Source organism: Glaciimonas sp. GG7, from assembly GCF_052976905.1.
Window position 1 is genome coordinate 45,712 of the sequence record NZ_JBRIIQ010000012.1, and the last position, 22,769, is coordinate 68,480.

Sequence of the window (22,769 nt, forward strand, 5' to 3'; positions counted from 1 at the left end):
TAAATATAAAAATCGAAGCGTCCTCTTACTATAACTGGGCCAAAAGCAGTTGACAGAGCTGTTTGATGAGACAAAAGCGACAATCAGCGAGCATATCAAAAACATGTTTGCGGATAGGGAACTGGTCGAAGCGGCAGTTGTTCGGCTTTTCCGAATAACTGCCGCCGATGTTTGAAGCCAACAGGCTATCGAGGCCGTCTGCGATCTGTTTCACACAATAAATCAGTGAACTGATTCGTTGTAATTGGCGGAACTCGGTGGCACGGACAGAATTTACCCGATAACCTACCGAAATGATGGCGTCGAGACTGTAGAACTGGGTCAGGTATTTTTTGCCGTCGGCAACAGTACTCCGGAATTTCCGGATAACTGATTCTTCGCTTAACTCTCCACTGATAAAAATATTCTTCGTATGCTCCCTGACGGTGCGGATATCCACGACAAACAATTCAGCCATCAACTTTTGTGTCAGCCAGATAGTCTTGCCCTCGTAGCGTGCCACCGCAACAAGTAGCACTGCTCAGCTCAAACATTTTTCTTGGGCTGACTCTAACGTTTTATTCCGCCCCACTCAACCGCACACCCACCCCGCACACAAAAAAAGCCCGCCGAAGCGAGCTTTTTCCACACAACAAACCAACAATCAGAACTGGTTCATCGTATTGTCTTTACCAGACGCCTTCAGCGCAGCATCGCCACTGAAGTAATCTTTGTGATCATCACCAATATCCGACCCAGCCATGTTCTGATGCTTCACACAAGCGACACCCTGACGGATTTCCTTGCGCTGAACGCCGGCAACATAACCCAACATCCCTTGGTCACCGAAGTAGTCTTTCGCCAGATTGTCAGTCGACAACGCGGCAGTGTGATACGTCGGCAGCGTGATGAGGTGATGGAAAATACCGGCTTCGCGGGCAGAATCCGCCTGGAAAGTGCGGATTTTTTCGTCGGCGGCAATTGCCAGTTCCGTTGCGTCGTACTCAACACTCATGAGGGCTGCGCGGTCGTAAGCAGAAACGTCTTTGCCTTCGCCTTTCATGATGTCGAAAATTTGCTGGCGGAAGTTCAGGGTCCAGTTGAATGACGGGCTGTTGTTGTAGACCAGCTTGGCATTTGGAATGACTTTACGAATCGCGCTGACCATGCCGCCGATCTGGGCGATATGTGGTTTCTCTGTTTCGATCCAGAGTAAATCGGCACCGTTTTGTAGGGAGGTAATGCAATCCAATACGCAACGTTCTTCGCCAGTATCGGCGCGGAACTGGAACAAGTTGCTCGGCAAACGCTTAGGACGCAGCAGCTTGCCGTCGCGTTTGATGACAACGTCACCGTTGCTCATCGATTCGGTCGAGACTTCTTCAACATCGAGGAAGGAATTGTATTGATCGCCCAAATCGCCCGGCTCACGGGTGACTGCGATTTGCTTGGTCAGGCCTGCGCCTAATGAGTCTGTGCGCGAGACGATGACGCCGTCGTCGATGCCGAGTTCCAGGAAGGCGTAACGTACTGCGCGGATTTTGGCTAAGAAATCTTCGTGCGGGACGGTGACTTTACCGTCTTGATGGCCGCACTGCTTTTCATCGGAAACCTGATTTTCGATCTGGATGCAGCATGCACCGGCTTCAATCATTTGCTTGGCCATCAGGTAAGTCGCTTCCGCGTTACCGAAACCGGCATCGATATCGGCAATGATGGGTACTACGTGGGTGATGTGGTTGTCAATTTTGTCCTGGATCGCTGGCTTGTCAGCGTCTTTTGCGGCGTCTAACTGGCGGAATAAACCGCCCAGCTCACGTGCATCGGCTTGACGTAAAAATGTATAAAGTTCTTTGATCAGGTCGGCAACAGCTGTCTTCTCGTGCATAGACTGGTCTGGCAACGGGCCGAACTCTGAGCGCAAGGCGGCGACCATCCAGCCGGAGAGGTAGAGGTAACGACGGTCGGTGCTGTTGAAGTGTTTCTTGATCGAAATCATCTTCTGTTGACCGATAAAACCGTGCCAGCAACCCAAAGACTGGGTGTACTTGGACGAGTCAGCGTCGTAGTTCGCCATGTCATCGCGCATGATTTTGGCGGTGTATTTGGCGATATCGAGACCTGTTTTGAATTTATTCTGGGCGCGCATGCGTGCAGCGGATTCAGGATTGATGGCGTTCCAGGCACTACCTTGTTTGTCTTTCAGACCGGCAATGGCGTTGATATCGTCTTGATATTGTGACATGAGTATATCCTCGGTAATAAAGCAAGATTAAAAGCAAAATGAAGAACAATGATTCGGTATCGGGTGTGCTGCTTTCCCCCTGGCAATGAAGAGGCGCTGGAGCAGAAGCAAAACTGCATGTAAGAATAATAGCCGCTTTTTTGCATATGTCCTATGTCTTATATAAGACATAGGACATAAATTAATCTGTTTATTTTCAATGACTTACATATTTATTTTTGCTTTGTGGAGTAGTTCTCTCAAAAATAGATAAGAATTTTCTGATTTTTACGACGCGCGCATATCATAATGTGGAATTGAATTGTCGTATCGTGGAAAAGTGGCACTTTCGGCAAGAAAACCATCCCCCTAAAAGAACGTTGCCATCATCCACGTTCCAATGAGGTTTCATGCAAATCAGACGAATATAGGCATGTAGTTTTGCCCCCCCCTATACTTGTGGCACTTGAACCTCTATTTCCAACATAAAAGTGAGTCCTCCCATCGAACGTCTTGTCACCCCCACGCCAACGCTGCTTCAAGTCGACGCTCTCTATTTCAGTCACCCGCAACGCATACTATTTAACAACTGGTCCGCAAGCATCCCACCCGGAGTCACATTCATCGGCGGCGGCGACGGCAGCGGCAAGACCACCCTGCTGCGTTTGCTGGCGGGAGAATTATCAGCGGCGCAAGGACAACTACAGATAGGCGATGTCCGTTTAGACGATGATCCAATCGCTTACCGGCAGCAGATATTCTGGACCGATCCGCGCTCGGAAGTCTTGGATCAGATCAGCGTGGTTGATTACTTCAAATCGCTGCATCTGCGCTATCCGCAATGGGATGACAAGGTATTAGCCGAGCTGATAAACGGCTTAGCGCTGGGACCGCATCTGGATAAGTTTATTTATATGCTCTCGACCGGATCGAAACGCAAAGTCTGGATGGCGGCGGCTTTTGCCTCGGGTGCCAAGGTGACGCTGCTTGACGAGCCCTTTGCGGCGCTTGACCACGCTTCGATTCGGTTTGTGACACAACGGTTGGCAGACGCGGCGCAAGATCGCGCACGCGCATTGATCATGGCCGACTACGTCGCGCCAACCAACGTGAGCTGCATCATGACAATTGATTTAGGAGACTAACCAAGCCGTCGGTCCAGCACCACTAATGCAATCCCGCCCAGAATCGCCACCGAAGCCACCAGCAGCCGCAACGTAATGGCCTCATGCAAGAACACCACACCAGCCAGTGCAGCGATCACGGGCACGCTTAATTGCACCGAAGCGGCGCGGGTTGCGGTCAATCCACGCAGGGCGGTGTACCAAATCGCGTAACCGATTCCGGACGTGATCGCCCCCGATAGCACTGCGTAAAGTACGCCCATGCCGTCCAGTTTTTGGTGCGCTAGCAGAACAACGCTGAGTACCACCGCCAAGGGTGCAGCCCGCAAAAAATTGCCTGCCGTGGCATTGGTAGCGTTGGTTGCATCGGCAACACCGCGCCCGCGCAATGAATACAGGCCCCAGGCCATACCGGCGGCCAGCATCAGCAATGCGCCTTGCAGCGGCGGCGCTGATACGCCGGGCAACATGATGGCGACGAGTCCGCCAAGCGCCAGTAACAGACCGCTCCCCTGACGCACACTGAGCCGCTCCCCGGACCAGAATCCCGCCAGCAGCATGGTTGCCTGTACCGCACCAAACAGTAGCAAGGCCCCGGTTCCTGCGGGCAAAGTCACGTAAGCAAACGAAAATCCGGCGGCGTAGATAAACAACGCACACGCTGATAGCCAGTTACCGCCAAGGACGAAAGGATCAGCGCGTCTGGTCACACTCCGGGCTGCGGCGCGACGGCCAAAATACACCAGCAAGACCAACATCAGCGCACCCGACAATAAGCGTATCGCCGTGAAGCTGGCGGCGTCGATGGATGTCTGCCGCAAAGCAAGGCGACACAATACTGAATTGCCGGCAAACGCCAGCATGGCTAACAGAGTCAATAACGTCACGCGGGTCGAGGACATAGGCCATCTTAATAAAGGGTGATAACAGCGTTGATTATCGCTGCGAAACGGTCTCTGATGCGGTTTGAAAGAGGTAACAATCGATGTCCTCCAACCATCACAAACTACGTTCAGCTAAAAAGAGCTTTGCGCAAAGCGCGCTAGTTGTTACCGTAACCGTAACGACACTTCCCACCCCGGCTGAAACCGTGTCTGATCATCGCTGACCAGTTCTCATCAACCGCACCCTCCATAAGGAAGACTCATGCTGACACGCTCTATCTTTCCCGCAGTTCTGTTCTCGCTTGCTGCCGTCACGACTACCCAGTCCATCGCGCACGGCAGCGACACACTTGCACTAACCGATACACAGGCTCGCCCGGTCAAAGTAATGATTGTTTCAATGTTCGGGCCGGAAGCAAAGCCTTGGCTAGACCGCCTCGGTCCGTGGCAAGCTATTGCGGTGCCGGGTCTGTCGCCCGACTATTCCGATGTCCACTGCAACAAACAGGATGTCTGCGTCATCACCACCGGTATGGGCTACGCAAATGCGTCAGCGTCGATCATGGCGTTGACGTTCTCATCGCGTTTCGATCTGCGTCATACGTATTTTTTGATTGCGGGGATTGCAGGCGTCGATCCTATTCGCGGTACTGTCGGTTCGGCGGCGTGGGCAAAGTATCTGGTCGATTCCGGGCTTCAGTGGGAGCTCGATGCGCGTGAAATGCCAGCCGAATGGAAAACCGGCTATCTCGGCATCAATACCAAGAGTCCGACTGAGAAGCCACCGCTCGACTATCGCAACGAAGTCTTTGCGCTCAATGCGACACTGGCCGATACCGCGTTTGCACTATCGCGTCACGTTGCGCTGGCCGATAGCACACAAGCGCAGAGCGCGCGGGCGAAGTTTACCTATGCGCCAGCGAACCAGCCGCCGTCGGTCGTCCAGTGCGATATTGCGTCCGGCAATACATGGTGGTCGGGTACGCTGCTTGGTGAGCGCATGCGTCAATGGACCAAGATACTGACCGATGACAAGGGCGTCTATTGCATGACGGCGCAAGAAGACAACGCTACCTTCGAGGCATTGAAGCGTGCCTCTGGCGCAAAGCGGGTGGATTTGAACCGCGTGGCGGCGTTGCGCACCGGGTCGGACTTTGATCGGCCGTATCAGGGCCAGACCAGTGCCGACAATCTGCTCAACTATGCGGATCAGGGCGGCTTTGCGCCAGCGACAGAGAATCTATACCGCGCAGGTAATCCGCTGGTGCAGGACATCGTGTTGCACTGGGGCGAATGGCGTCATGGGGTACCACGTCGATAAGCGTGCAGTCATTCATCTATTCAAACTTTATAAGGAACATGCATGCCGAAAATATTGCCGACGCACTTGATGTGTAAGCTAGGTATCGCTCAACCGATCATCTTGGGACCTATGCTTGGCGCAGGAACGCCGGAGATGGCTGCGGCGGTCACGAATGCTGGCGGATTAGGCTCTCTGGCGGCGTCATCTCTGGGGCCGCTGGGGATTGAAGCTGCGGTGGCGTCAATCCGCTCGCAGACAGCCGGGCCATTCAACGTCAATCTGTTTGTGCTCGACACTCCTCATCCTACTGAGCAAGAGCTCGAACGTGCTTTTGTCTTGCTCAATCCGTTTCGGGCAGAGTTGGGGCTTGCGCCTGCTGCGCCGCTTGACAAATATTGTGAAGACCTTGAAGCACAGTTAGCGATGCTGATCCAACTGAAGGTGCCAGTTGTCAGTTTTACCTTTGGCTTGCTCGATGCCAGCGCAATCGAGCGCTTACACCGCGCCGGAAGTCTGGTCATCGGAACGGCGACGAATGTCGCTGAAGCGCAGGCATGGGAAAACAACGGTGCCGATATTATTTGCGCTCAAGGAGCCGAGGCGGGCGGACATCGCGGAACCTTCATCGGCAGCTTCGACAGCAGCATGATCGGCACCATGGCCTTAGTGCCGCAGATTGTCGACAACGTTAAGCTGCCAGTGATTGCCGCCGGCGGGATCATGGACGGGCGCGGCATTGCGGCCGCACTCATGCTGGGCGCTCAGGCCGTACAAATGGGCACAGCCTTCCTGCCTTGCGCGGAGTCGATTATTGACCCTACTTGGAAAACAAAAATACGTCAGGCATCCGATACATCGACCAGAACGACCAAGGCGTTCTCCGGTCGCGCCGCACGCGGCATCGTCAACGCATTTATGCAGCGCATGGCACCGTATGAAGATCAAATACCGCTGTATCCGGTGCAGAACGCGTTGACGGCAGAAATCAGGCTAGCGGCGAAAAAGGCTGGTCGCCCGGAATTTCTCTCTTTGTGGGCGGGCCAGGCGGCGGCAATGAGCCGAGCGCGTAGGGAGGGAATTGATGTCGCTGATCTGATGCGGGAACTGGTTTTGGAACTCACTACAGTAGGTGAAATGCGATAGTTAATGCGTGCTCAGGCCCCAAACGCGGGCCTTTTTTTAGCACTGCACACCGTTCTTTACGTTAAGTTGAGTGCTCAGAATTTGAGCGCATCCTTAAGGCCTGCAGATTTTATCTGCATTACATTGCCGTCCGTTCTTATTTCCATGTGTGAAATAAGGTTTTTTTCGTCTGCTCAGAAATTGCGCAGACCTCAAATTAAAATGGAATAGACATCGCAATGTTTTCCTCTAAAAAAGTTGTTCTTACCACCAGCCTGATGTGTTTATCGGCATCAGGTTTTGCCAGTACACAAACACCAAACTCGGCGCCACTCAACCAACTACATTCAGTGGTATTGGAAGATGTCAAAAGTGGCTATCCCTATTTTGATCGCAACGATCAGTCATCCTTCATACGTAATGGCATGCTTTTTTACCGCGATGTTGAAGGCGGCCTGACGGCCTATGATGTGACGGATAAAGATGGTGCAAATCAGGAATCGTTACGTCCCAAATGGACATTCAAAAAAGGCGAGGGAGACCAGGGCAATCCCAGAACGCAGCCTTTGTTTCCGGCAGTGTTCGCTGAAGATACCGATACCGATGACACGGTATTTTTTATTGGAACAACGCATGACGTTTTTGCGCTTGATCCAAAGACCACCTTAATGCATCCGGAAGCCAAGTGGGAATACCACAATCCAGATGCTGCAACGCTATATCGCATGTCTTATCCGCGTGCACTCGACGGCATGCTGCATATCTTTGAGCAAGAAGATATTAGCCGCGTCAATCGTTTTGCCATCATCCGCAAGGTCGGCGACACCACCGAAAAACTGGGCGCAGACATACCGGAGAAGCACTATCCACAAAAAGTCATCGTTGATGCCAGGAATAAAATTCTTTACGCCTTGTTATGGAAAAGAGAATCAGAATTAGAGTGGAATCCACATGCGCGTCTGTTTGCGTTTCCGATGGGAGACAGTGCAGTCAAAGCCGCCGTCGATGGAAAAATCAAACCGTTGTGGGTTGTTTCTCTCTCCGGGAACGCAACCGACATGGTTCGTAGCGATAACAACGCGTTCACTTTTATGTCATCTTTTAAAGACGCCTCTCAGGATCGTCTATTTACACAGTTTTGCCCGTTAAGCCCGACCAACCCGGCGCAAAAACCGGTCGTATTATCCGGAAATTTTTTAAAGTGCCAGTGGCAAAGTGTGAATCCTGGCCTGCAAGATATCCGCGTATCGGCAGACTTCTCCCAAATGACCCTAATCAATAACATTGCATATTTTTGGGCGTCCGACTCCAAGAAGAAGGTGCCAGCTGGATTTAGCACGAATCATTACCATAACGCGTTTTACGCCTACGATCTCAATACACGTGAGGTCCGCTGGAAATATTCTGCGTCGTCAATTAATACAATTATGGAGGGAAATTACAAGGGCGCATCAGAGCGGATATCCACAAACAACTTTGCCCCGGTAATTCTAAAAAATGGTGATTTGATGCTGGCACGTACGGTGGTTGATCCCCGTAAAGATTTCAATCCGGTGTCTGCCGATTTGACCAACGCTTATGAAAGCCAGGTATTCATACTGGACGCAAAAACCGGTCAGGAAAAAAACCGACTTAGCCAGACTTCGGACGACGAACTACCGATCAGTATGATGCCGACGGTGTCCAATGATCAGTTGTTAGCGGTCGGCAGCGACATGCGTCTGCGCCAGGCTACTTTAATCGGTGCCAATGGCGAAGCACCGACAGTTAATGCCGGTCATGACGTGCATCCGTTGAGCGGCACTAACATCAATTTTTCAATCGGACTCAGCGGCAAGATAAAAGAATCCGGCGACTTCTCCTATGAATGGCGACAAATCAGCGGCAATCAAAAACTCAAACTGACCGCTCCCGATAGTCTCAATACCCGCGTCAATATTCCGGCAGGCCTGATCGAAGATAACTTTACGTTTGAATTGCACGCCACGGATAAAAGTGGATATTTCAAGAAACCAGGAGCTGCGAATGTCACCGTCACGCTGCGCGCACCGAATGTCTGGTTAGTGACAGAGCAAGCTACTGCAGGGGAAAAAATATCTCTCAAAGCAATGACGAACATGCCCTGGAAAAATGAAAACCGTTCGACATTTGTATGGGAAATAACCGATATGTCCGGCAACGTTGTTGATTCCGGTGAGAAAACCAATGATCAATCGTGGGATTTTTTTCCATCCACTCCCGGTTCATACATAGTCAACGTAGTGTTGCGTAGCTATATGGGCCGTCAAGCTAGTTGGTCTGGATTAATCAGAGCGAAATAACTGTTCTGAACGCGACAAGAGCGGTACGCCTGATACCAAGCGTGCCGCTCTTGTCACGCAATAGTAGGCTGAAATCGCGTCATCTTAAGAAATCTTCCATCCTCCATTTACGCTGTTTATACGTCTTCAAAGAGCGCATAAACGCTTGCCTGCGCAAGCAATGCGACCGCATTTCGAATACTCCCGTTGTTTCATTTTTCAATAGCTCACGGCGCATACCCTGATCAACGTCTGGCGCGGCTAGAGGGCGCAACTTCGTTCGGATGATTTTGCGTCAATCCTCACTAAAAAACATGACCCGGAATTGGATATTTCTTGGAAGTTAAAAATAGTCATTTCCATTACATTACGCTCCGGCCTTATTTTCGTTTACCAAATAAACGGGAATATACGTCGCTCGGAGCGATATTTTTCTCACTCTGTAAGAACAAATACACATTTTTAAATTGATTGGACATTGCTTGAATATCACCATGTTTTCTCCCAAAAGGCTCATCCTTGCCGCTAGCCTGATGTGCTTGACCGTATCAGGTTTTGCCGGCACATCCTCCCCCACCCCGTTGTCGTCAATTGGCCCGTTACATTCCGTCGTTCTGGAAGATGTCAAAAGCGGTTATGCATATTTTGATCGACGCGATCAGTCATCCCCTGTTCGTGATGGCATGCTTTTTTATCGCGATCGCGAAGGTGCCTTGACAGCTTTCGAGATTGCCGACAAAGATCATGCATCGCTAAAGCCAAAATGGACCTTTAAAGAAGGCGGCCCGGCGCAGGGCGTGTTTGGCAATCAGCCTTTATTTCCGGCAGTCTTAGCCGAAGATGCGGATGACACCGTCTTTTTTATTTCATCAGCACACGATGTCTTTGCGATCGATTCAAAGACGACATTAATGCATCCGCATGCTAAGTGGGAGTATCACAATCCCGATGCGCCATCCCTTTACCGTATGGCTTTTCCGCGTGCGCTTGACGGGATGCTGCATGTGTTCGAGCAAGAATCCATTGGCCAGGCGAAGCGGTTTTCTATCATCCGCCAGGTCGGGGATACCACTGAAAAACTCAGCACAGAACTACCGGACGACCTCTATCCGCAAAAAGTCATCGTTGACGCCAAACATAAAATTCTCTACGCCATGTTTTGGAAAAGATTGCCCAATAATGCGTGGGATCGAGACGGCATTCTGTATGCATTTCCTATGGGGAAAGATGCAGTCAAAGACGCCGAATCTGGAAAAATTAAACCGCTGTGGGATGTCGAACTGACCCTCAGACCAGCCGACCTGGTGCGTACCGACGACAACAAATTCATCTCTATTGCGCCATTCAACCCACACGGCAAAGATCGGGTTGATATCAGGTTTTATCGGCTCAGTCCGACCAACCCGTGGCAAAAACCAAAGGTATATTCAGACTCGAATGGTTTGGTCGATGAATGGTCTGATTTTCATTCTATGATGGGGCACAACGTGATGCCAATACTCTCGCAGATGACATTAATCGATAATGTTGTGTATTTTTGGGCGTACGACACCAACAAAAAAGTGCCCAATTTGATGCATACCGACGCCTACCATAATGCCTTTTTCGCCTACGATCTACAGTCGCGAAAGCTACTTTGGAAATATACGGCGTTATCTATTAATGAAATTAAAAATGGGCATTACAAAGGTTCTGCCGAGCGCAGATTTAAGAATAACTTTGCCCCTATATTGCTAAAAAGTGGTGATCTGATGCTGTCACGCACGGTAGTTGACCACCGCTACGACTGGATAGGTCCGAACCACGGTTTAAGCAACGCTTATGAAAGTCAGATATTCATACTGGATGCGAAAACAGGTCTGGAAAAATACCGCTCTGGACAAACTTCAGATCACATTCTGCCAATCAGTATGATGCCCGTAGTAACAAACAATCAGTTATTAGCGGTCGGATCAGACATGCGTTTGCACCAGGTTTCTTTATCTGACGAAGATGGGGAACAGCAAGCACCGAAAGTAGATGCCGGTCAGGATGTCTATCCGCTGAGCGGCACTAACATCAATTTTTCAATCGGCCTTAGCGGCAAGGTTGAAGGCGACGGCGATTTCTCCTATCAATGGCGGCAAACCAGCGGCTCTCCGCAACTCAAACTATCAGCTCCCGACAGCCTCACTACCCGCGTCAATATTCCGGCAGGCCTGATCAATGATAGGTTCACGTTTGAGTTGCGCGTCACAGATAAAAGTGGGCATTTCAAGAGACCAGGTACCGCATCCGTCAAGGTCACATTACGCGAACCCGATATGCGGCCAGAGCTCATCACCAAGAACCCTGTAGCGGGGGAAAAAGTCTGGTTAAAAGCAAAGACAAACATGCCTTGGGTCGATGAAACTCGCTCGACATTTACGTGGACTATTTTTGACAGCATAGGCCATATCGTCTATTCGGGTGAGGAAACCAAGAATCAAAACTGGGCATTTTCTCCGACCAAACCTGGCTTTTATATCGCTACGGTGTACTTGGACAGCTACATGGGTCGACAAGCCAGTGCTTCGATTAACTTTACGGTTAATTAAAGATCCAAGGCGGCATTAAACCGGCTTTCCCAATGCCGCCCGCAAATCGAAATGTGCAGCCGGTTCCGGCTGCACCCGCTCTTCACAATTATGTAAATGACGTGCCATTTGAGATTGCGCCAACGCTGCGTCGCCATTTTCCAGCGCCAGCAAGACGCTTTCATGCTCATCGAAAGAACAGGCGTTTTGACCAGGTGCGTCTATCTTTGCGATCAGCAAGGTCGTGCGTGAGACCAGTTTGCGTAGCGTCTCTACCAATAAAACGTTATCAGTCAGTGCGGCCAACTCAAGATGGAATTGGGCAGATAACCGTATCCAGCGCGGGCGGTCGCCGCTGGTATGGGCAACACGCTCCTCATCGACCAGTTTGCGCAATGCTGCCAATTGCTTGGGAGTCGCCACACAGGCTACTTTTTCTAATGTGGCATGCTCAATAATATTGCGTAGCTCGAACATATCTTTTGCTTCTACGCTAGTCGGGCTGGCGATGAATGCGCCGCGATTGGCCTCCAGTTCGACCAAGCCCTCGGTTGCCAGTCGGGTCAAGACTTTGCGCACCGTATGGCGCGCCGTATCGTAGATCTGACACAAAACCTGCTCCGTCAATTTGGTACGCGGCGGCAAGCGGTGTTCCATAATGGCGTCATAGACATCGTGATAAATACGCTCCTCGGTATCGGCATGCTGTTTGCCGGTTGCCGCGCTGGCGAGGCGTAATGGTTTAGCGGGTTTGTTCATTTTGATCGTATGGGACATAGTCATCTCGGTGGCTTGTTTAGATCAATGAGGCGCACTTACTATTACGCATGCTTTACAAATGCAAAACAGTAATAGGACATTTCTTATCTGTTTAATATGAATGGCAGTGATCGAAAAAAGCCCTGCTTTTTGTCCCGCATTTCTCAAAGCGAGGCAAATAACAGGGCAAATAACATCGCATGACGAGGATGATCTCCGATCTTGCGAAAACTTTCGATACTGCTTACTTCGGCAACGTACCTTCAACGCCGTCTACCAACCAGTTGATACTCATCAACTCGCCCATCGGCATGACTGCACCAGCGGCGACTTTGACAGCACCGGTATTATCCTTCAGCGGTCCTGCAAAAGGTAGTAACTTGCCATCGATAATGGCTTTTTTCTTTTCATTAAAGAGTGCTGCCACATCGGCTGGGACATCTGGATTCAATGGGGACAAGACCACCAGATTTTCCTTAATACCCCATAGCGTTTGCTCAGGCTTCCAAGTACCGGCTAACTCTTTTTTGACTTCGTCGCTGTAATACACGCCCCAGTTTTCAGTATTAGCTGTCAGATGTGCTTTTGGGCCGTATTTCGCCATGTCGGAATCCCATCCGAATGCATGTACGCCTTTTTCCTGGGCTACTTGTACTACAGCAGGAGAGTCGGTGTTTTGGGCGAGCATGTCGGCACCTTGGGCGATCAATGTTTCAGCAGCTTGACGTTCTTTGCCCGGATCGTACCAAGTATTTACCCAGACAATTTTTGTCTTGATTTTAGGGTTGACGCTTTTGGCGCCTAGTGTGTAGGCGTTGACGTTACGGACGACTTCCGGTACTGGGAAAGAACCGACGAAGCCGAGTGTATTGGTCTTGGTCATTTTTCCGGCGATCATGCCTAGCAGGTATGCGCCTTCATAGAAACGGGTTTGGTAGGTGCCGACGTTTGCAGCGGTTTTGTAGCCGGTTGCGTGGACGAAATGGACTTTTGGGAAGGATTTGGCGACCTTGATGGTCGGGTCCATATAGCCGAATGAGGTGGTGAATATTAACTGATTGCCATCGACGGCGAGTTGTCTGATGACGCGTTCGGCGTCGGCTGTTTCGGGGACGTTTTCTACGTAGGTTGTTTTGATTTTATTGCCGAATTCTTTTTCGATGGCGAGGCGTCCCTGGTCGTGCTGGAACGTCCAGCCGCCGTCGCCTACCGGGCCGATGTAGACGAAAGCTACTTTAAGCGGATCGGCTGCTTGTGCGGTTGGCATGATGCCTAATGTCAGGGTGGCAGCCGTTGCGAGGGCTAGTAATGTAGAGCGTAATTTGAACATTCAGAACTCCTTGTAGGTGTTGCTTGGTGAGTACTTTTTTAGAACTGTTTTAGTTTCGATCTTCGGTCTTTTGGTCTTCGGTTGCTGACACGGTTGGCGCTCCGTGGAGGCTGGTCGGGCCACCCCCGACGAGCCTCCACGGAGCACATACCGTGTTAATTACCAAATAACCAATAACCGAATAACCAAAACAACCACTAATAATTAAAAGTGGTATTCGACCCGAACCATAGGCGTCTTAGCCAAAGACCCATTAACCGAAGACGGTGTACCAAACTTGTTACGCCAATATTCATATTCCAACCCAGCACGGAGGGTATTTTTACCCATGCCCAAAGGCGTACCCAGGTCATACATGATCTGAGCATCAAAATGCGTCTCTGGCGATGTACTGCCACCGAATTCATTCTTTCCTTTAGAAGCGATATAGTCAAAATATCCCTCAAACGCCAACCCGGTCGAAGCAATAGGAATACCCCATGCTGCGCTTAACATTGGATGCGTTTCGTAGGTATAACGACTAGTAATTCCAACCGGCTGATTACTTTCACGCATCAACAACAAGCTGACATTCAAAAAGCCCGGCACATCGACCATGACTGTAGGACCCAATACCAGCATGCGCTTTCTTGAAGCATAGCCAGGATCGTTCTTGGTATTCCAATCGAAACCAGCGGTGATGCCGAAGCTACGCGCAGGGCCGAATGACAGGGTTTTTCCTGTGACTTTGCTCAGATCAACCGTGTTGCGATAGACGATATACGCTTCTTGCGCATTGCTGTCCTTGCTGTCCGATTGCAACAAATCGACATTGAAAAAGTTAGTACCGTATTTATAACCACTCACGTGCTGCAGATCGATGATGCTTTTGGCAATGCCGGTACCGACGTACGGCTCAGCAAAATTGGTGCCGTAACGATAACCGATTGAAGTGTCACTCCACTCAGCCGCTTTTACCTGGACACTGGCTAGTGCTGCTACTACCGCCAGAACATTTACTGCCAACTTGCCGATTTTTATTGCCGCTTGCTTTGTCATGATGCTTTTCCACGAGAGTCGAACATGAAAGGAGTTAAGGAGCCTCATTTCTCCTTATTACGATATTTACAACATTCAAAAACAGTTGCCGGGCAGAAATGCCAATTTCAACAATCCCGATTCTTAAAATTATTGATAGCAATTCCCATGCCAATTGTCGGCAATTACGCTCTCCCAAGTAAAACCGACTCATCCAATCTCGACTGAGATAAGAATGCAGGGAATCAGTGCAAGGATGGTTGTTTTTGCATTATATTAGCGCTTAGATAATAGATCGTGCGCCGTAACGGTGCAATGAAGAAAATTTCTTTTCACAATTTCTGTGTTTTTTTGCGACAAATGATAATTAGGATTGTCGACAATTAAATAACGGATCAGAATTATTGACCCGCACTGGCAGGGAAAGGCAGCCCATATAGAAGAGCAGTGATATAGAGCGCGACGACCAAAGTACTCTCAGATATCTACCCGACGCCAATAAGCGATGCTGGCCGATTCATGGCACAACAATTGCAAGTTCTCGTCATTGCTTCGCATTTACAATTAAAAGGGATTCCTCCTATGGACCTGCCGCTGCCAAGTTCTTCCCCTATGTCCCCGCGCCTTATCCTCAATGGCATCACCAAACGCTATCCCAGCGTAGTCGCCAATGACGACATCAGCCTGAGCGTCAATCCCGGTGAGATTCACGCCTTATTGGGCGAAAATGGTGCAGGTAAAAGTACCCTCATGAAGATCGTCTACGGCGTGGTGAAACCGGACGCGGGCAGTATTCTATGGGAAGGGCGCTATCTGGATATCGCTAACCCGGCGCAGGCACGACGCTTAGGAATAGGCATGGTGTTCCAGCATTTCTCCTTGTTTGAGACGCTCACGGTGGCCGACAATATTGCGCTGGCGCTCGATGTCCAGGTCGCCCCTGCCCTGCTGGCGGCGCGCATTACCGAAGTATCGGAAAAATACGGCTTGCCGATTGATCCGCACCGACTGGTGCACAGCATGTCGGTGGGTGAGCGTCAGCGTGTGGAAATCGTGCGTTGTCTGTTGCAAGAACCAAAACTATTGATCATGGATGAGCCAACCTCGGTGCTCACGCCGCAGGCGGTGCTGACGTTGTTTACTACCCTGCGCCAACTCGCAGCAGAGGGCTGCAGTATTTTGTATATCAGCCACAAACTCGACGAAATCCGCGCTTTATGCGATACCGCAACCGTCTTGCGCGGCGGACGCGTGAGCGGCAGTGCCATTCCTAAAAACGAAACCAACGATAGTCTGGCCCGAATGATGATAGGCGGCGAGCTGGCCGAATGCCATTTGACGCCGCAGGCGACGGGCGAAGTGCGCCTTGCGCTCGATAAATTATCGCTAGGAACGATTGATCCGTTCGGGACCACGCTCAAAGACATCTGCCTGACGGTCAAAAGCGGTGAAATTTTGGGAATCGCCGGAGTGTCCGGCAACGGTCAGAAAGAATTGCTGGCTGCGCTGTCGGGTGAAACCATCAGTGGACAAGGCCCGATGATTATGTTGATGGGCCAGCAGGCCGGTCACTTGAATCCGGCCCAGCGTCGATTGCGCGGACTGACGTTTGTGCCGGAAGAGCGACTCGGACGCGGTGCGGTGCCAAGTATGAGCCTGGACAAGAATGCACTACTGACCGGCGCACGCCATGGCATGGTCAAAAAAGGATTGATACGGCCAGCCGCCATCCGGCAATTTACGCAGGATGTGATTGCCCGTTTCAGCGTCAAATGCGGCGGCGCAGAATCTGCGGCAACCAGTCTGTCAGGCGGCAATCTACAAAAATTTATCGTCGGGCGCGAAACCATGCTCAACCCAAAAATGATGATCGTGGCACAGCCAACCTGGGGCGTAGACGTAGGAGCGGCGCAATTGATCCGACAAGCCCTCATCGATTTGCGCGGACAAGGCGTGGCGCTGCTGGTGATTTCAGAAGAGCTCGACGAATTGTTCACCATCAGCGACCGCATTTGCGTGTTGGCGAATGGCCGATTGTCGCCAGCGGTGCGACTAGCCGATACCGACATCGAACAGATCGGCAACTGGATGAGCGGCAATTTTGATGACGCACCAAAGGACTCCCCTAATACCGGTTCGCATAGTGCAACGACCGCCTTAACATCCCTCACACCGGAGAATCATCTTGCTCAAGCTTGAACGTCGTGCCGCCCCGTCGCCACTGATGCGGATCGCCTCGCCGTTGATTGCGGCTGTGGCGATGCTGCTGACCGGCATCGTGATTTTTAGCGTGCTGGGTAAAGATCCGCAGCAAGCGTTTTACGTCTTCTTTATTAAACCGTTGGAAACCGTCTACGGGGTGGGCGAACTGCTGCTCAAAGCTACCCCGTTATTGTTATGCGCGCTGGGTCTGGCACTGGGCTTTCGGGCCAATGTCTGGAACATCGGTGCCGAAGGCCAACTCACGATGGGAGCGATTGCCGGTGGTGGTGTGGCGCTGTGGCTGGGTGACACCCCTACGATGTGGGGACTGCCGCTGATGTTTATTGCCGGTGCGGCAGGCGGCATGACGTGGGCGGCGATTCCGGCGTTTCTGCGCAATCGCTTCAATACCAGCGAAATTCTGGTCACGCTGATGCTGGTGTATATCGCCCAATTGGTGCTGTCGTATCTGGTACACGGCCCGTGGCGCGATCCACACGGATTTAATTTTCCGCAATCGAAAACTTTTGACGATGCCTATTTAGTGCCGCTGCTAATCGAAGGTACACGCGCCAATTGGGGCTTGATTTTGGGCTTGTTGCTGGCTGTGGCGTCATGGTTTTTTTCCAGCAAAACCTTTGCCGGTTTTCGTATGGAAGTCGCCGGTGTCGCGCCCGATGCTGCGGCCTATGCGGGCTTTTCCAACAAGCGTAATGTCTGGATGGCCCTGCTCATCAGCGGCGCGACGGCAGGTGTGGCGGGCTTGTGCGAAGTGGCCGGGCCGATCGGTCAGTTGCAGGCGCAAATCTCACCCGGCTACGGCTTCGCAGCCATCATCGTAGCCTGGATCGGACGCTTGCATCCGGTCGGGATTGTGCTGGGCGCCTTGCTGATGTCACTGCTGTATCTGGGCGGCGAATCGGCGCAAATGCAGATGGCGCTGCCGTCGGCGATTACCGGTCTGTTCCAGGGTTTACTGCTGTTTTATTTGCTGGCCGCCGATTTGTTCATTACTTTCAAACTCAAAAATGTCACCGTGGCCAAGGTCATCAGCACCCACGCCGTTACTAAGGAAGCCGCATGAGCCTCGTCACCAGCCCTGTTATTCCTATTATTGTCAGCACCGTCGTGGCCGCCACGCCCCTGATTTACGCAGCGCTAGGCGAAACCGTGGTCGAAAAAGCTGGCGTCCTCAATCTGGGCATTGAAGGCATGATGCTGGTTGGCGCAGTCGCCGGCTTTGCTGCGGCGCTGGCAACTGACAGTCCGACGCTCGGCTTCATCGCCGCCGCTACTGCTGGCGTCGCTTTGTCGCTGATCTTTGCGTTTCTGACGCTCACGCTGCAAGCCAATCAAGTCGCCACCGGACTGGCCTTGACGCTATTCGGCATCGGCTTGTCGGCCTTTGTCGGGCACGATTTGGCCGGTACACCGATACAAGGCTTGAAAGGCCTCGATATTCCATTGCTGTCCGATTTGCCGGTACTGGGTAAGTTAATTTTTCACTACGACATCATGGTCTATTTGTCGCTAGTGCTCGGCGCTGCGGTGGTCTGGTTTCTGACCAAAAGTCATACCGGCCTGAAACTGCGCGCCGTCGGCGAATCGCCTACGGTGGCCCACGCCATCGGCCATCCGGTGATCTTGATCCGCTATCTGGCGGTGATGTTCGGCGGTGCTACAGCAGGTATCGCCGGCGCGTATCTGTCCATTGTGCAAACACCAATGTGGGTCGAAGGCATGACCGCCGGCAAAGGCTGGATCGCGCTGGCGCTGGTGGTGTTCGGGACGTGGAAACCGTTGCGGGTCATGGCGGGTGCGTATCTGTTTGGCGGCGTGACGGTACTGCAACTGTTCGCGCAAGGGTTTGGGCTGGGCGTGCCGTCGGAATTTTTGTCGATGCTGCCGTACGTGGCGACGGTGGTGGTACTGGTGATTATCTGCCGCGATCCTAAAACGATTTTGTTGAATCAGCCGGTGTCGCTGGGGCGAAGTTTTCATCCGGATGCTTGATGGAGCAAGGCTGGGCGCGGTCAACAGCAGGAAAAACTGCTGGCATAACAAGCGTTTCTTGAAAGATAAAAATCCGAGAAAAGGTCAAAATTTCATATCGATAACTATATGGAATTTTTTTATGAGTATCAGTAGTATAGGAAATACTGTCGTGCAATGGGTCAAGGCAGAGATACAGGGAAGTACGACAGCAAAAGCTAATCGTGCAATGGCATCAGGGGATGCTGCTGGCATTGCCAAATTGTTAAAATCTGTAGAAAACACGAATGTAAAGATGCAACATAGTGTGTCAAAGATGACTCAACAAATGGAGCACTACAAAAGTGATCTTGAGTATGCTGAGGACCATCCCGAAAATAAACGTCACAATACTATCGAGGATAGTAATGAACATTACGCCCGATGGGATAGGGTAAATGAGTATGTAACGCTGAAACGCAGTTGCGAGGATCTCAATACAAGAATTAATAAATATACAACCATTGCATCTGATCTTAAGAGCGCAACTCTTGTACAAGACACTAGCAATTCCAATGTGAAAATTACAAAATTCACACCTATTGCATTTGATTCTAATCCCACACCAAGCGGGCAAAAGGACATATCGTCAAGCTTTATTACGGAACTTTGATAAACCCTCCCGAACATTCCCGTGAAAACCATTAAATAACCCAGACAAAGTCTGGACATCCCAGGCCACAACGGTAAAAATATCGATCCCCGCGACACAGTGTCGCGGGGATCTTTTTTTTAAAGGTCTTATGGAACAACTCAATCAAGCCCTGTTTCTGCTGATAAACGCCCCGGCGCATCCCGACCCGCTCATCCTCACCATCGCCATCATATGTGCGCAACAACTGATCTGGCTGGTACCGATTGTGGTGTTGGTGGGATGGTTGCGCGGCTCTGAGCAAATCCGCAAATGTATGTTGCAAGCGACCGTTGCGGGCATTATCGGAATGGTACTTAATCAACTCATCAGCTTGTTATGGGAGCATCCAAGACCGTTCGTCATCGGATTGGGGAATAACTTTGTGACGCACGCGCCCGACTCTTCTTTTCCGAGCGATCATTTGACGTTGTTGTTGGCAGTCGCGTTTAGTTTTCTGCTGCATCCTCGTCTGCGAGTAATCGGTCTGTTGTTCACGCTCATGGGCTTGCCGGTAGCTTGGGCGCGGATGTATGTTGGCGTCCATTTTCCGCTCGATATGTTGGGCGCTGTGGTGGTTGCTGCTGTCAGCGCAGGACTTGGATCGGTGACGGCGAAATGGTATCTTGGGCCGGTTTACTATTGCGCGACCGCGATCCATCGTCGGCTGTTTGCGCTGTTTATCCGACGCGGCTGGATGGATTAAATAAACCGTTTCATACAATTTATCTCGGCAAAAATGACAAAACCGCGCGATGCACTATGCACGCGCGGTTCTGTATTAAAGAGCATTCATTTCGCAGTCAGTCTCTGACCACTACATCAATCGTCATGGTCGCGATGGCCGTGGTGTTCGTGATCATCATACCGATCATGCCGCTCGTGCCATTGACGTTCGCGCCATTCCCGTGCGCGCATATTGCGCTCACGCCATTCGTCTTCACGATCTTCTCGAATATACTCAGGACGCTGCTCAACATAGACTGGGCGCGGTGCCACGTAGACCGGACGCGGTTGCACATAGACTGGCTCCGGCTGAACATAGACCGGCTCGGGCGCGACAAGCACGCCTGGCAAACCAATATTGATACCGACATCAACGTGCGCCATCGCGGGGTTCGCGGCCATCATTAATACAGCGCTGGCGAACACGCCAGCCGCAATGGTGAGATATTTTTGCATGATTATTTTTCCTCGATACCGCTGAAAATTAAAAAGACAGAACTAGTCTGTCTTTTTTGGTGCAACAACCTGCTTACTTAGGTACGGCTACTGCGGCGTCTGCCTTAGCGACAGTGCCCACTCTTGCGTCAACTTTTGCGGCTACCGGTTCTACTTTAGCGGTCGATTTAGCTTTAACCACTCTATGATGGACCTTTGCTTTCGTTACCTTGGCATCTGATTTTGTGTCGGCTACTTTTGCGTCGGTTTTTGTATCGACTTTTGTATCAGCTTTAACCGCAACTTTATTTTCTTTCACATCGGCTTTAGCTGCTACTGCTGTTGAAACAGTTGGCACGGTCGGTGCTGCAGGCGCTGCGGCTTGTGCGAAAACAGAAGTAGCGAACAGGCCGGCGATCAGAGTAACGAGTAATTTATTCATTTTGACATCCTAAAAAATGTGTCTTAAACCGGTTGTTTTAAAATCCTCAGAATGTCTGAGGTCTTGCGCTATAAACGGCTGCTGAAAGCATCGCGTTGACGGTCTTTACAACCCGTTACAACTCAACAAACGAAGGATTCAGATATCCATTGGCATTTGCAGGGAGCGGCATAGCGGACTGACTCAGCCAATACTTTAGCGATGATGGGAAGAACAGCGATTGCCGAGGGCGCGCATCGTAGACTTTAGAAAGCTGACGAAGGCTGCCCCGATACAACGAACACCACGACCAAATTAATTGAATATTTTGCGTATTTTTCCCGATGCATTTTTTGCGATGACAGCACATACAAAAAATCGCTTTGGTGAAATCATGGATGACGTATATAGATGGCGGGCATATGCTTTAATGAAATTATCCACAGCAGATTCTATCGGCTGGCCAACTTGCATAAAAATCGTTTTGTCAGATGTTATGCATGCGACAAACCAACGCAATTTTTCTTACCGCACAATCGCCTTATGTTCCAATTTCCTATTTTTCAAAATACACCTAACGTTCCCTCTCTTGTGACGCAGTCCGCACCGCGAGGGCCTGCAGAACCATTTTCAGGTCCACATTTTTCCGAGCAGATAAGTAATGTCTATGGCTTAACGCTCTATGATGCGACGTACCAGACCAGCTCAGATCAAACACAGCCCACAACGCTGCCTCCTGCGGAACAATTTCCAGATACATTTTTTGCAGAACAGATAAGTAATGTTTATGGTGTACCGTTCTGTGACGCAACGTACCCGACCAGTTCATACCAGACTCGGTCCACACCGCTATCTCCTACAGAGCACATTCCAGATGTCTATTTTGCCGAACAGATCAGCAATGTCTTTGGAGAACCGTTCTTAGATGCCACCTGCCAGCCTCCCTCATACGCTGAGTCAAACCCGACAGCAATACTCTCCCCACCCTCAAACATTCGCCAATTACTTGAAGCAGCTAAAGTTAGTCCCGTCGTCGCATTTGATCCGTTACCGGAGCCTTTATTCCACCAGCGCGAGAGGATACCTGTAGATAGTGCGTCTATCCCCACGTCGACAATAACGCCTGCTTTGATGATGGTATTGCAGGAAATGGAACCTGAGGGCATACAGAAAATGGGGCTGCCGGCACTTGCGAATAGGTACAACGTATCGCTTCAATCGCTCCAATACCACATTTACACAGACGGTACTATCACCCCGACAGAACAGGCCAAACTCGATATGACGCCAATGCCACTTACCAAAAAGGTGAGCGTTGATTTGCTGCGCAAGATCAACGCTATGGGGCCCAATGGCATCCTGATGGCCGGTGGATTGCACACACTGGCGCAGGAGCACAAAGTGGGATTGAGCTCACTCAAGAAGCACATTAAAACCAATGCTGAGTACACCCCGCTAGGGAATGCCAAGATCAATGCATTGATACAACCACATACCAAGCGGGTGACCGTTGATTTGCTGCGCAAGCTCGAGGCTATGGGATCAGACGGCATCCGGAAAGCTGGTGGATTGTATGCGCTTGCGCAACGCTGCCAGGTGTCTCCGCATTCGCTGATGACTTACATGCATGCTAATGCCAGCTTATCGAAGAAGGGGCAAGCGATGATCAACGCAGTGGCATCGCCCGGCAAAAAATAATACTGAGCCAGAAGAGAAACCTCAAAAG

Annotated in this window: 19 protein-coding genes; 11 read left to right on the top strand and 8 right to left on the bottom strand. The window is 50.9% G+C overall.

Annotated features, from left to right (window positions below):
- Positions 1–28 precede the first annotated feature (28 nt).
- Positions 29–517, bottom strand: coding sequence for a RhuM family protein (gene rhuM / locus ACVBEF_RS05300; protein ID WP_447122898.1), 489 nt, complete (start codon positions 515–517; stop codon positions 29–31).
- A gap of 126 nt (positions 518–643) precedes the next feature.
- Positions 644–2,224, bottom strand: a complete 1,581-nt coding sequence (locus ACVBEF_RS05305; protein ID WP_447122899.1) for an isocitrate lyase — start codon at positions 2,222–2,224, stop codon at positions 644–646.
- A gap of 470 nt (positions 2,225–2,694) precedes the next feature.
- On the opposite strand from ACVBEF_RS05305, the gene ACVBEF_RS05310 reads away from it, so the two are divergent.
- Positions 2,695–3,348 (top strand): ABC transporter ATP-binding protein, encoded by a 654-nt coding sequence (locus tag ACVBEF_RS05310; RefSeq protein WP_447122900.1) that lies wholly within the window; start codon positions 2,695–2,697, stop codon positions 3,346–3,348.
- Here the strand turns inward: ACVBEF_RS05310 and ACVBEF_RS05315 are convergent.
- A complete protein-coding gene (locus tag ACVBEF_RS05315; RefSeq protein ID WP_447122901.1) occupies positions 3,345–4,229 on the bottom strand; it encodes a DMT family transporter in 885 nt (294 codons plus the stop codon). The genes ACVBEF_RS05310 and ACVBEF_RS05315 overlap by 4 nt on opposite strands.
- Positions 4,230–4,473: 244 nt before the next feature.
- Here ACVBEF_RS05315 and ACVBEF_RS05320 point away from each other — a divergent pair, with 244 nt between their 5' ends.
- From ACVBEF_RS05320 to ACVBEF_RS05335, 4 genes are all read left to right on the top strand, one after another.
- Positions 4,474–5,532: a purine-nucleoside phosphorylase gene (locus ACVBEF_RS05320; protein WP_447122902.1), complete on the top strand. Its 1,059-nt coding sequence runs from the start codon at positions 4,474–4,476 to the stop codon at positions 5,530–5,532.
- 42 nt (positions 5,533–5,574) lie between these two features.
- Positions 5,575–6,657: an NAD(P)H-dependent flavin oxidoreductase gene (locus ACVBEF_RS05325; protein WP_447122903.1), complete on the top strand. Its 1,083-nt coding sequence runs from the start codon at positions 5,575–5,577 to the stop codon at positions 6,655–6,657.
- A 218-nt stretch (positions 6,658–6,875) separates the two neighbouring features.
- Entirely contained in the window at positions 6,876–8,957 is a 2,082-nt protein-coding gene (locus tag ACVBEF_RS05330) for a hypothetical protein (protein WP_447122904.1), read from the top strand.
- A 473-nt stretch (positions 8,958–9,430) separates the two neighbouring features.
- A complete protein-coding gene (locus ACVBEF_RS05335; RefSeq protein ID WP_447122905.1) occupies positions 9,431–11,512 on the top strand; it encodes a hypothetical protein in 2,082 nt (693 codons plus the stop codon).
- 15 nt (positions 11,513–11,527) lie between these two features.
- Here ACVBEF_RS05335 and ACVBEF_RS05340 read toward each other — a convergent pair whose 3' ends face one another.
- The 3 genes from ACVBEF_RS05340 to ACVBEF_RS05350 all read right to left on the bottom strand — a co-directional run bounded on the left by ACVBEF_RS05340 (position 11,528) and on the right by ACVBEF_RS05350 (position 14,618).
- Positions 11,528–12,268, bottom strand: coding sequence for a GntR family transcriptional regulator (locus tag ACVBEF_RS05340; RefSeq protein ID WP_447122906.1), 741 nt, complete (start codon positions 12,266–12,268; stop codon positions 11,528–11,530).
- Positions 12,269–12,494: 226 nt separating this feature from the next.
- Positions 12,495–13,580 (bottom strand): BMP family ABC transporter substrate-binding protein, encoded by a 1,086-nt coding sequence (locus tag ACVBEF_RS05345; RefSeq protein ID WP_447122907.1) that lies wholly within the window; start codon positions 13,578–13,580, stop codon positions 12,495–12,497.
- Positions 13,581–13,784: 204 nt separating this feature from the next.
- Positions 13,785–14,618: an outer envelope protein gene (locus tag ACVBEF_RS05350; protein WP_447122908.1), complete on the bottom strand. Its 834-nt coding sequence runs from the start codon at positions 14,616–14,618 to the stop codon at positions 13,785–13,787.
- A 561-nt stretch (positions 14,619–15,179) separates the two neighbouring features.
- On the opposite strand from ACVBEF_RS05350, the gene ACVBEF_RS05355 reads away from it, so the two are divergent.
- From ACVBEF_RS05355 to ACVBEF_RS05375, 5 genes are all read left to right on the top strand, one after another.
- Complete coding sequence (locus ACVBEF_RS05355; RefSeq protein ID WP_447122916.1) at positions 15,180–16,796, top strand: ABC transporter ATP-binding protein; 1,617 nt, start codon at positions 15,180–15,182, stop codon at positions 16,794–16,796.
- Positions 16,797–16,821: 25 nt separating this feature from the next.
- Positions 16,822–17,883 (top strand): ABC transporter permease, encoded by a 1,062-nt coding sequence (locus ACVBEF_RS05360; protein WP_447122917.1) that lies wholly within the window; start codon positions 16,822–16,824, stop codon positions 17,881–17,883.
- Complete coding sequence (locus ACVBEF_RS05365) at positions 17,880–18,812, top strand: ABC transporter permease (protein ID WP_447122909.1); 933 nt, start codon at positions 17,880–17,882, stop codon at positions 18,810–18,812. The genes ACVBEF_RS05360 and ACVBEF_RS05365 overlap by 4 nt, the downstream gene beginning before the upstream one ends.
- 121 nt (positions 18,813–18,933) lie before the next feature.
- Positions 18,934–19,443 (top strand): hypothetical protein, encoded by a 510-nt coding sequence (locus ACVBEF_RS05370; RefSeq protein WP_447122910.1) that lies wholly within the window; start codon positions 18,934–18,936, stop codon positions 19,441–19,443.
- 130 nt (positions 19,444–19,573) lie between these two features.
- The gene (locus ACVBEF_RS05375) at positions 19,574–20,167 is read left to right on the top strand and encodes a phosphatase PAP2 family protein (RefSeq protein ID WP_447122911.1); all 594 of its coding nucleotides are present in this window, start codon (positions 19,574–19,576) and stop codon (positions 20,165–20,167) included.
- Positions 20,168–20,283: 116 nt separating this feature from the next.
- Here the strand turns inward: ACVBEF_RS05375 and ACVBEF_RS05380 are convergent, their stop codons facing one another.
- Together ACVBEF_RS05380 and ACVBEF_RS05385 are read right to left on the bottom strand one after the other, a co-directional pair.
- Complete coding sequence (locus ACVBEF_RS05380) at positions 20,284–20,643, bottom strand: hypothetical protein (protein WP_447122912.1); 360 nt, start codon at positions 20,641–20,643, stop codon at positions 20,284–20,286.
- Between the two features lie 73 nt (positions 20,644–20,716).
- On the bottom strand, positions 20,717–21,064 hold the full coding sequence (locus tag ACVBEF_RS05385) for a hypothetical protein (RefSeq protein WP_447122913.1): 348 nt from the start codon (positions 21,062–21,064) through the stop codon (positions 20,717–20,719).
- A gap of 390 nt (positions 21,065–21,454) precedes the next feature.
- Here ACVBEF_RS05385 and ACVBEF_RS05390 point away from each other — a divergent pair, with 390 nt between their 5' ends.
- Complete coding sequence (locus ACVBEF_RS05390) at positions 21,455–22,741, top strand: hypothetical protein (protein WP_447122914.1); 1,287 nt, start codon at positions 21,455–21,457, stop codon at positions 22,739–22,741.
- Positions 22,742–22,769 lie beyond the last annotated feature (28 nt).

Coding starts and splice junctions, on each gene's coding strand:
- ACVBEF_RS05305 (WP_447122899.1), bottom strand. CDS start 2,224: ATGTCACAATATCAAGACGATATCAACGCCATTGCCGGTCTGAAAGAC.
- ACVBEF_RS05315 (WP_447122901.1), bottom strand. CDS start 4,229: ATGTCCTCGACCCGCGTGACGTTATTGACTCTGTTAGCCATGCTGGCG.
- ACVBEF_RS05320 (WP_447122902.1), top strand. CDS start 4,474: ATGCTGACACGCTCTATCTTTCCCGCAGTTCTGTTCTCGCTTGCTGCC.
- ACVBEF_RS05325 (WP_447122903.1), top strand. CDS start 5,575: ATGCCGAAAATATTGCCGACGCACTTGATGTGTAAGCTAGGTATCGCT.
- ACVBEF_RS05330 (WP_447122904.1), top strand. CDS start 6,876: ATGTTTTCCTCTAAAAAAGTTGTTCTTACCACCAGCCTGATGTGTTTA.
- ACVBEF_RS05335 (WP_447122905.1), top strand. CDS start 9,431: ATGTTTTCTCCCAAAAGGCTCATCCTTGCCGCTAGCCTGATGTGCTTG.
- ACVBEF_RS05340 (WP_447122906.1), bottom strand. CDS start 12,268: ATGTCCCATACGATCAAAATGAACAAACCCGCTAAACCATTACGCCTC.
- ACVBEF_RS05345 (WP_447122907.1), bottom strand. CDS start 13,580: ATGTTCAAATTACGCTCTACATTACTAGCCCTCGCAACGGCTGCCACC.
- ACVBEF_RS05350 (WP_447122908.1), bottom strand. CDS start 14,618: ATGACAAAGCAAGCGGCAATAAAAATCGGCAAGTTGGCAGTAAATGTT.
- ACVBEF_RS05355 (WP_447122916.1), top strand. CDS start 15,180: ATGGACCTGCCGCTGCCAAGTTCTTCCCCTATGTCCCCGCGCCTTATC.
- ACVBEF_RS05360 (WP_447122917.1), top strand. CDS start 16,822: ATGCGGATCGCCTCGCCGTTGATTGCGGCTGTGGCGATGCTGCTGACC.
- ACVBEF_RS05365 (WP_447122909.1), top strand. CDS start 17,880: ATGAGCCTCGTCACCAGCCCTGTTATTCCTATTATTGTCAGCACCGTC.
- ACVBEF_RS05370 (WP_447122910.1), top strand. CDS start 18,934: ATGAGTATCAGTAGTATAGGAAATACTGTCGTGCAATGGGTCAAGGCA.
- ACVBEF_RS05375 (WP_447122911.1), top strand. CDS start 19,574: ATGGAACAACTCAATCAAGCCCTGTTTCTGCTGATAAACGCCCCGGCG.
- ACVBEF_RS05380 (WP_447122912.1), bottom strand. CDS start 20,643: ATGCAAAAATATCTCACCATTGCGGCTGGCGTGTTCGCCAGCGCTGTA.
- ACVBEF_RS05385 (WP_447122913.1), bottom strand. CDS start 21,064: ATGAATAAATTACTCGTTACTCTGATCGCCGGCCTGTTCGCTACTTCT.
- ACVBEF_RS05390 (WP_447122914.1), top strand. CDS start 21,455: ATGGCGGGCATATGCTTTAATGAAATTATCCACAGCAGATTCTATCGG.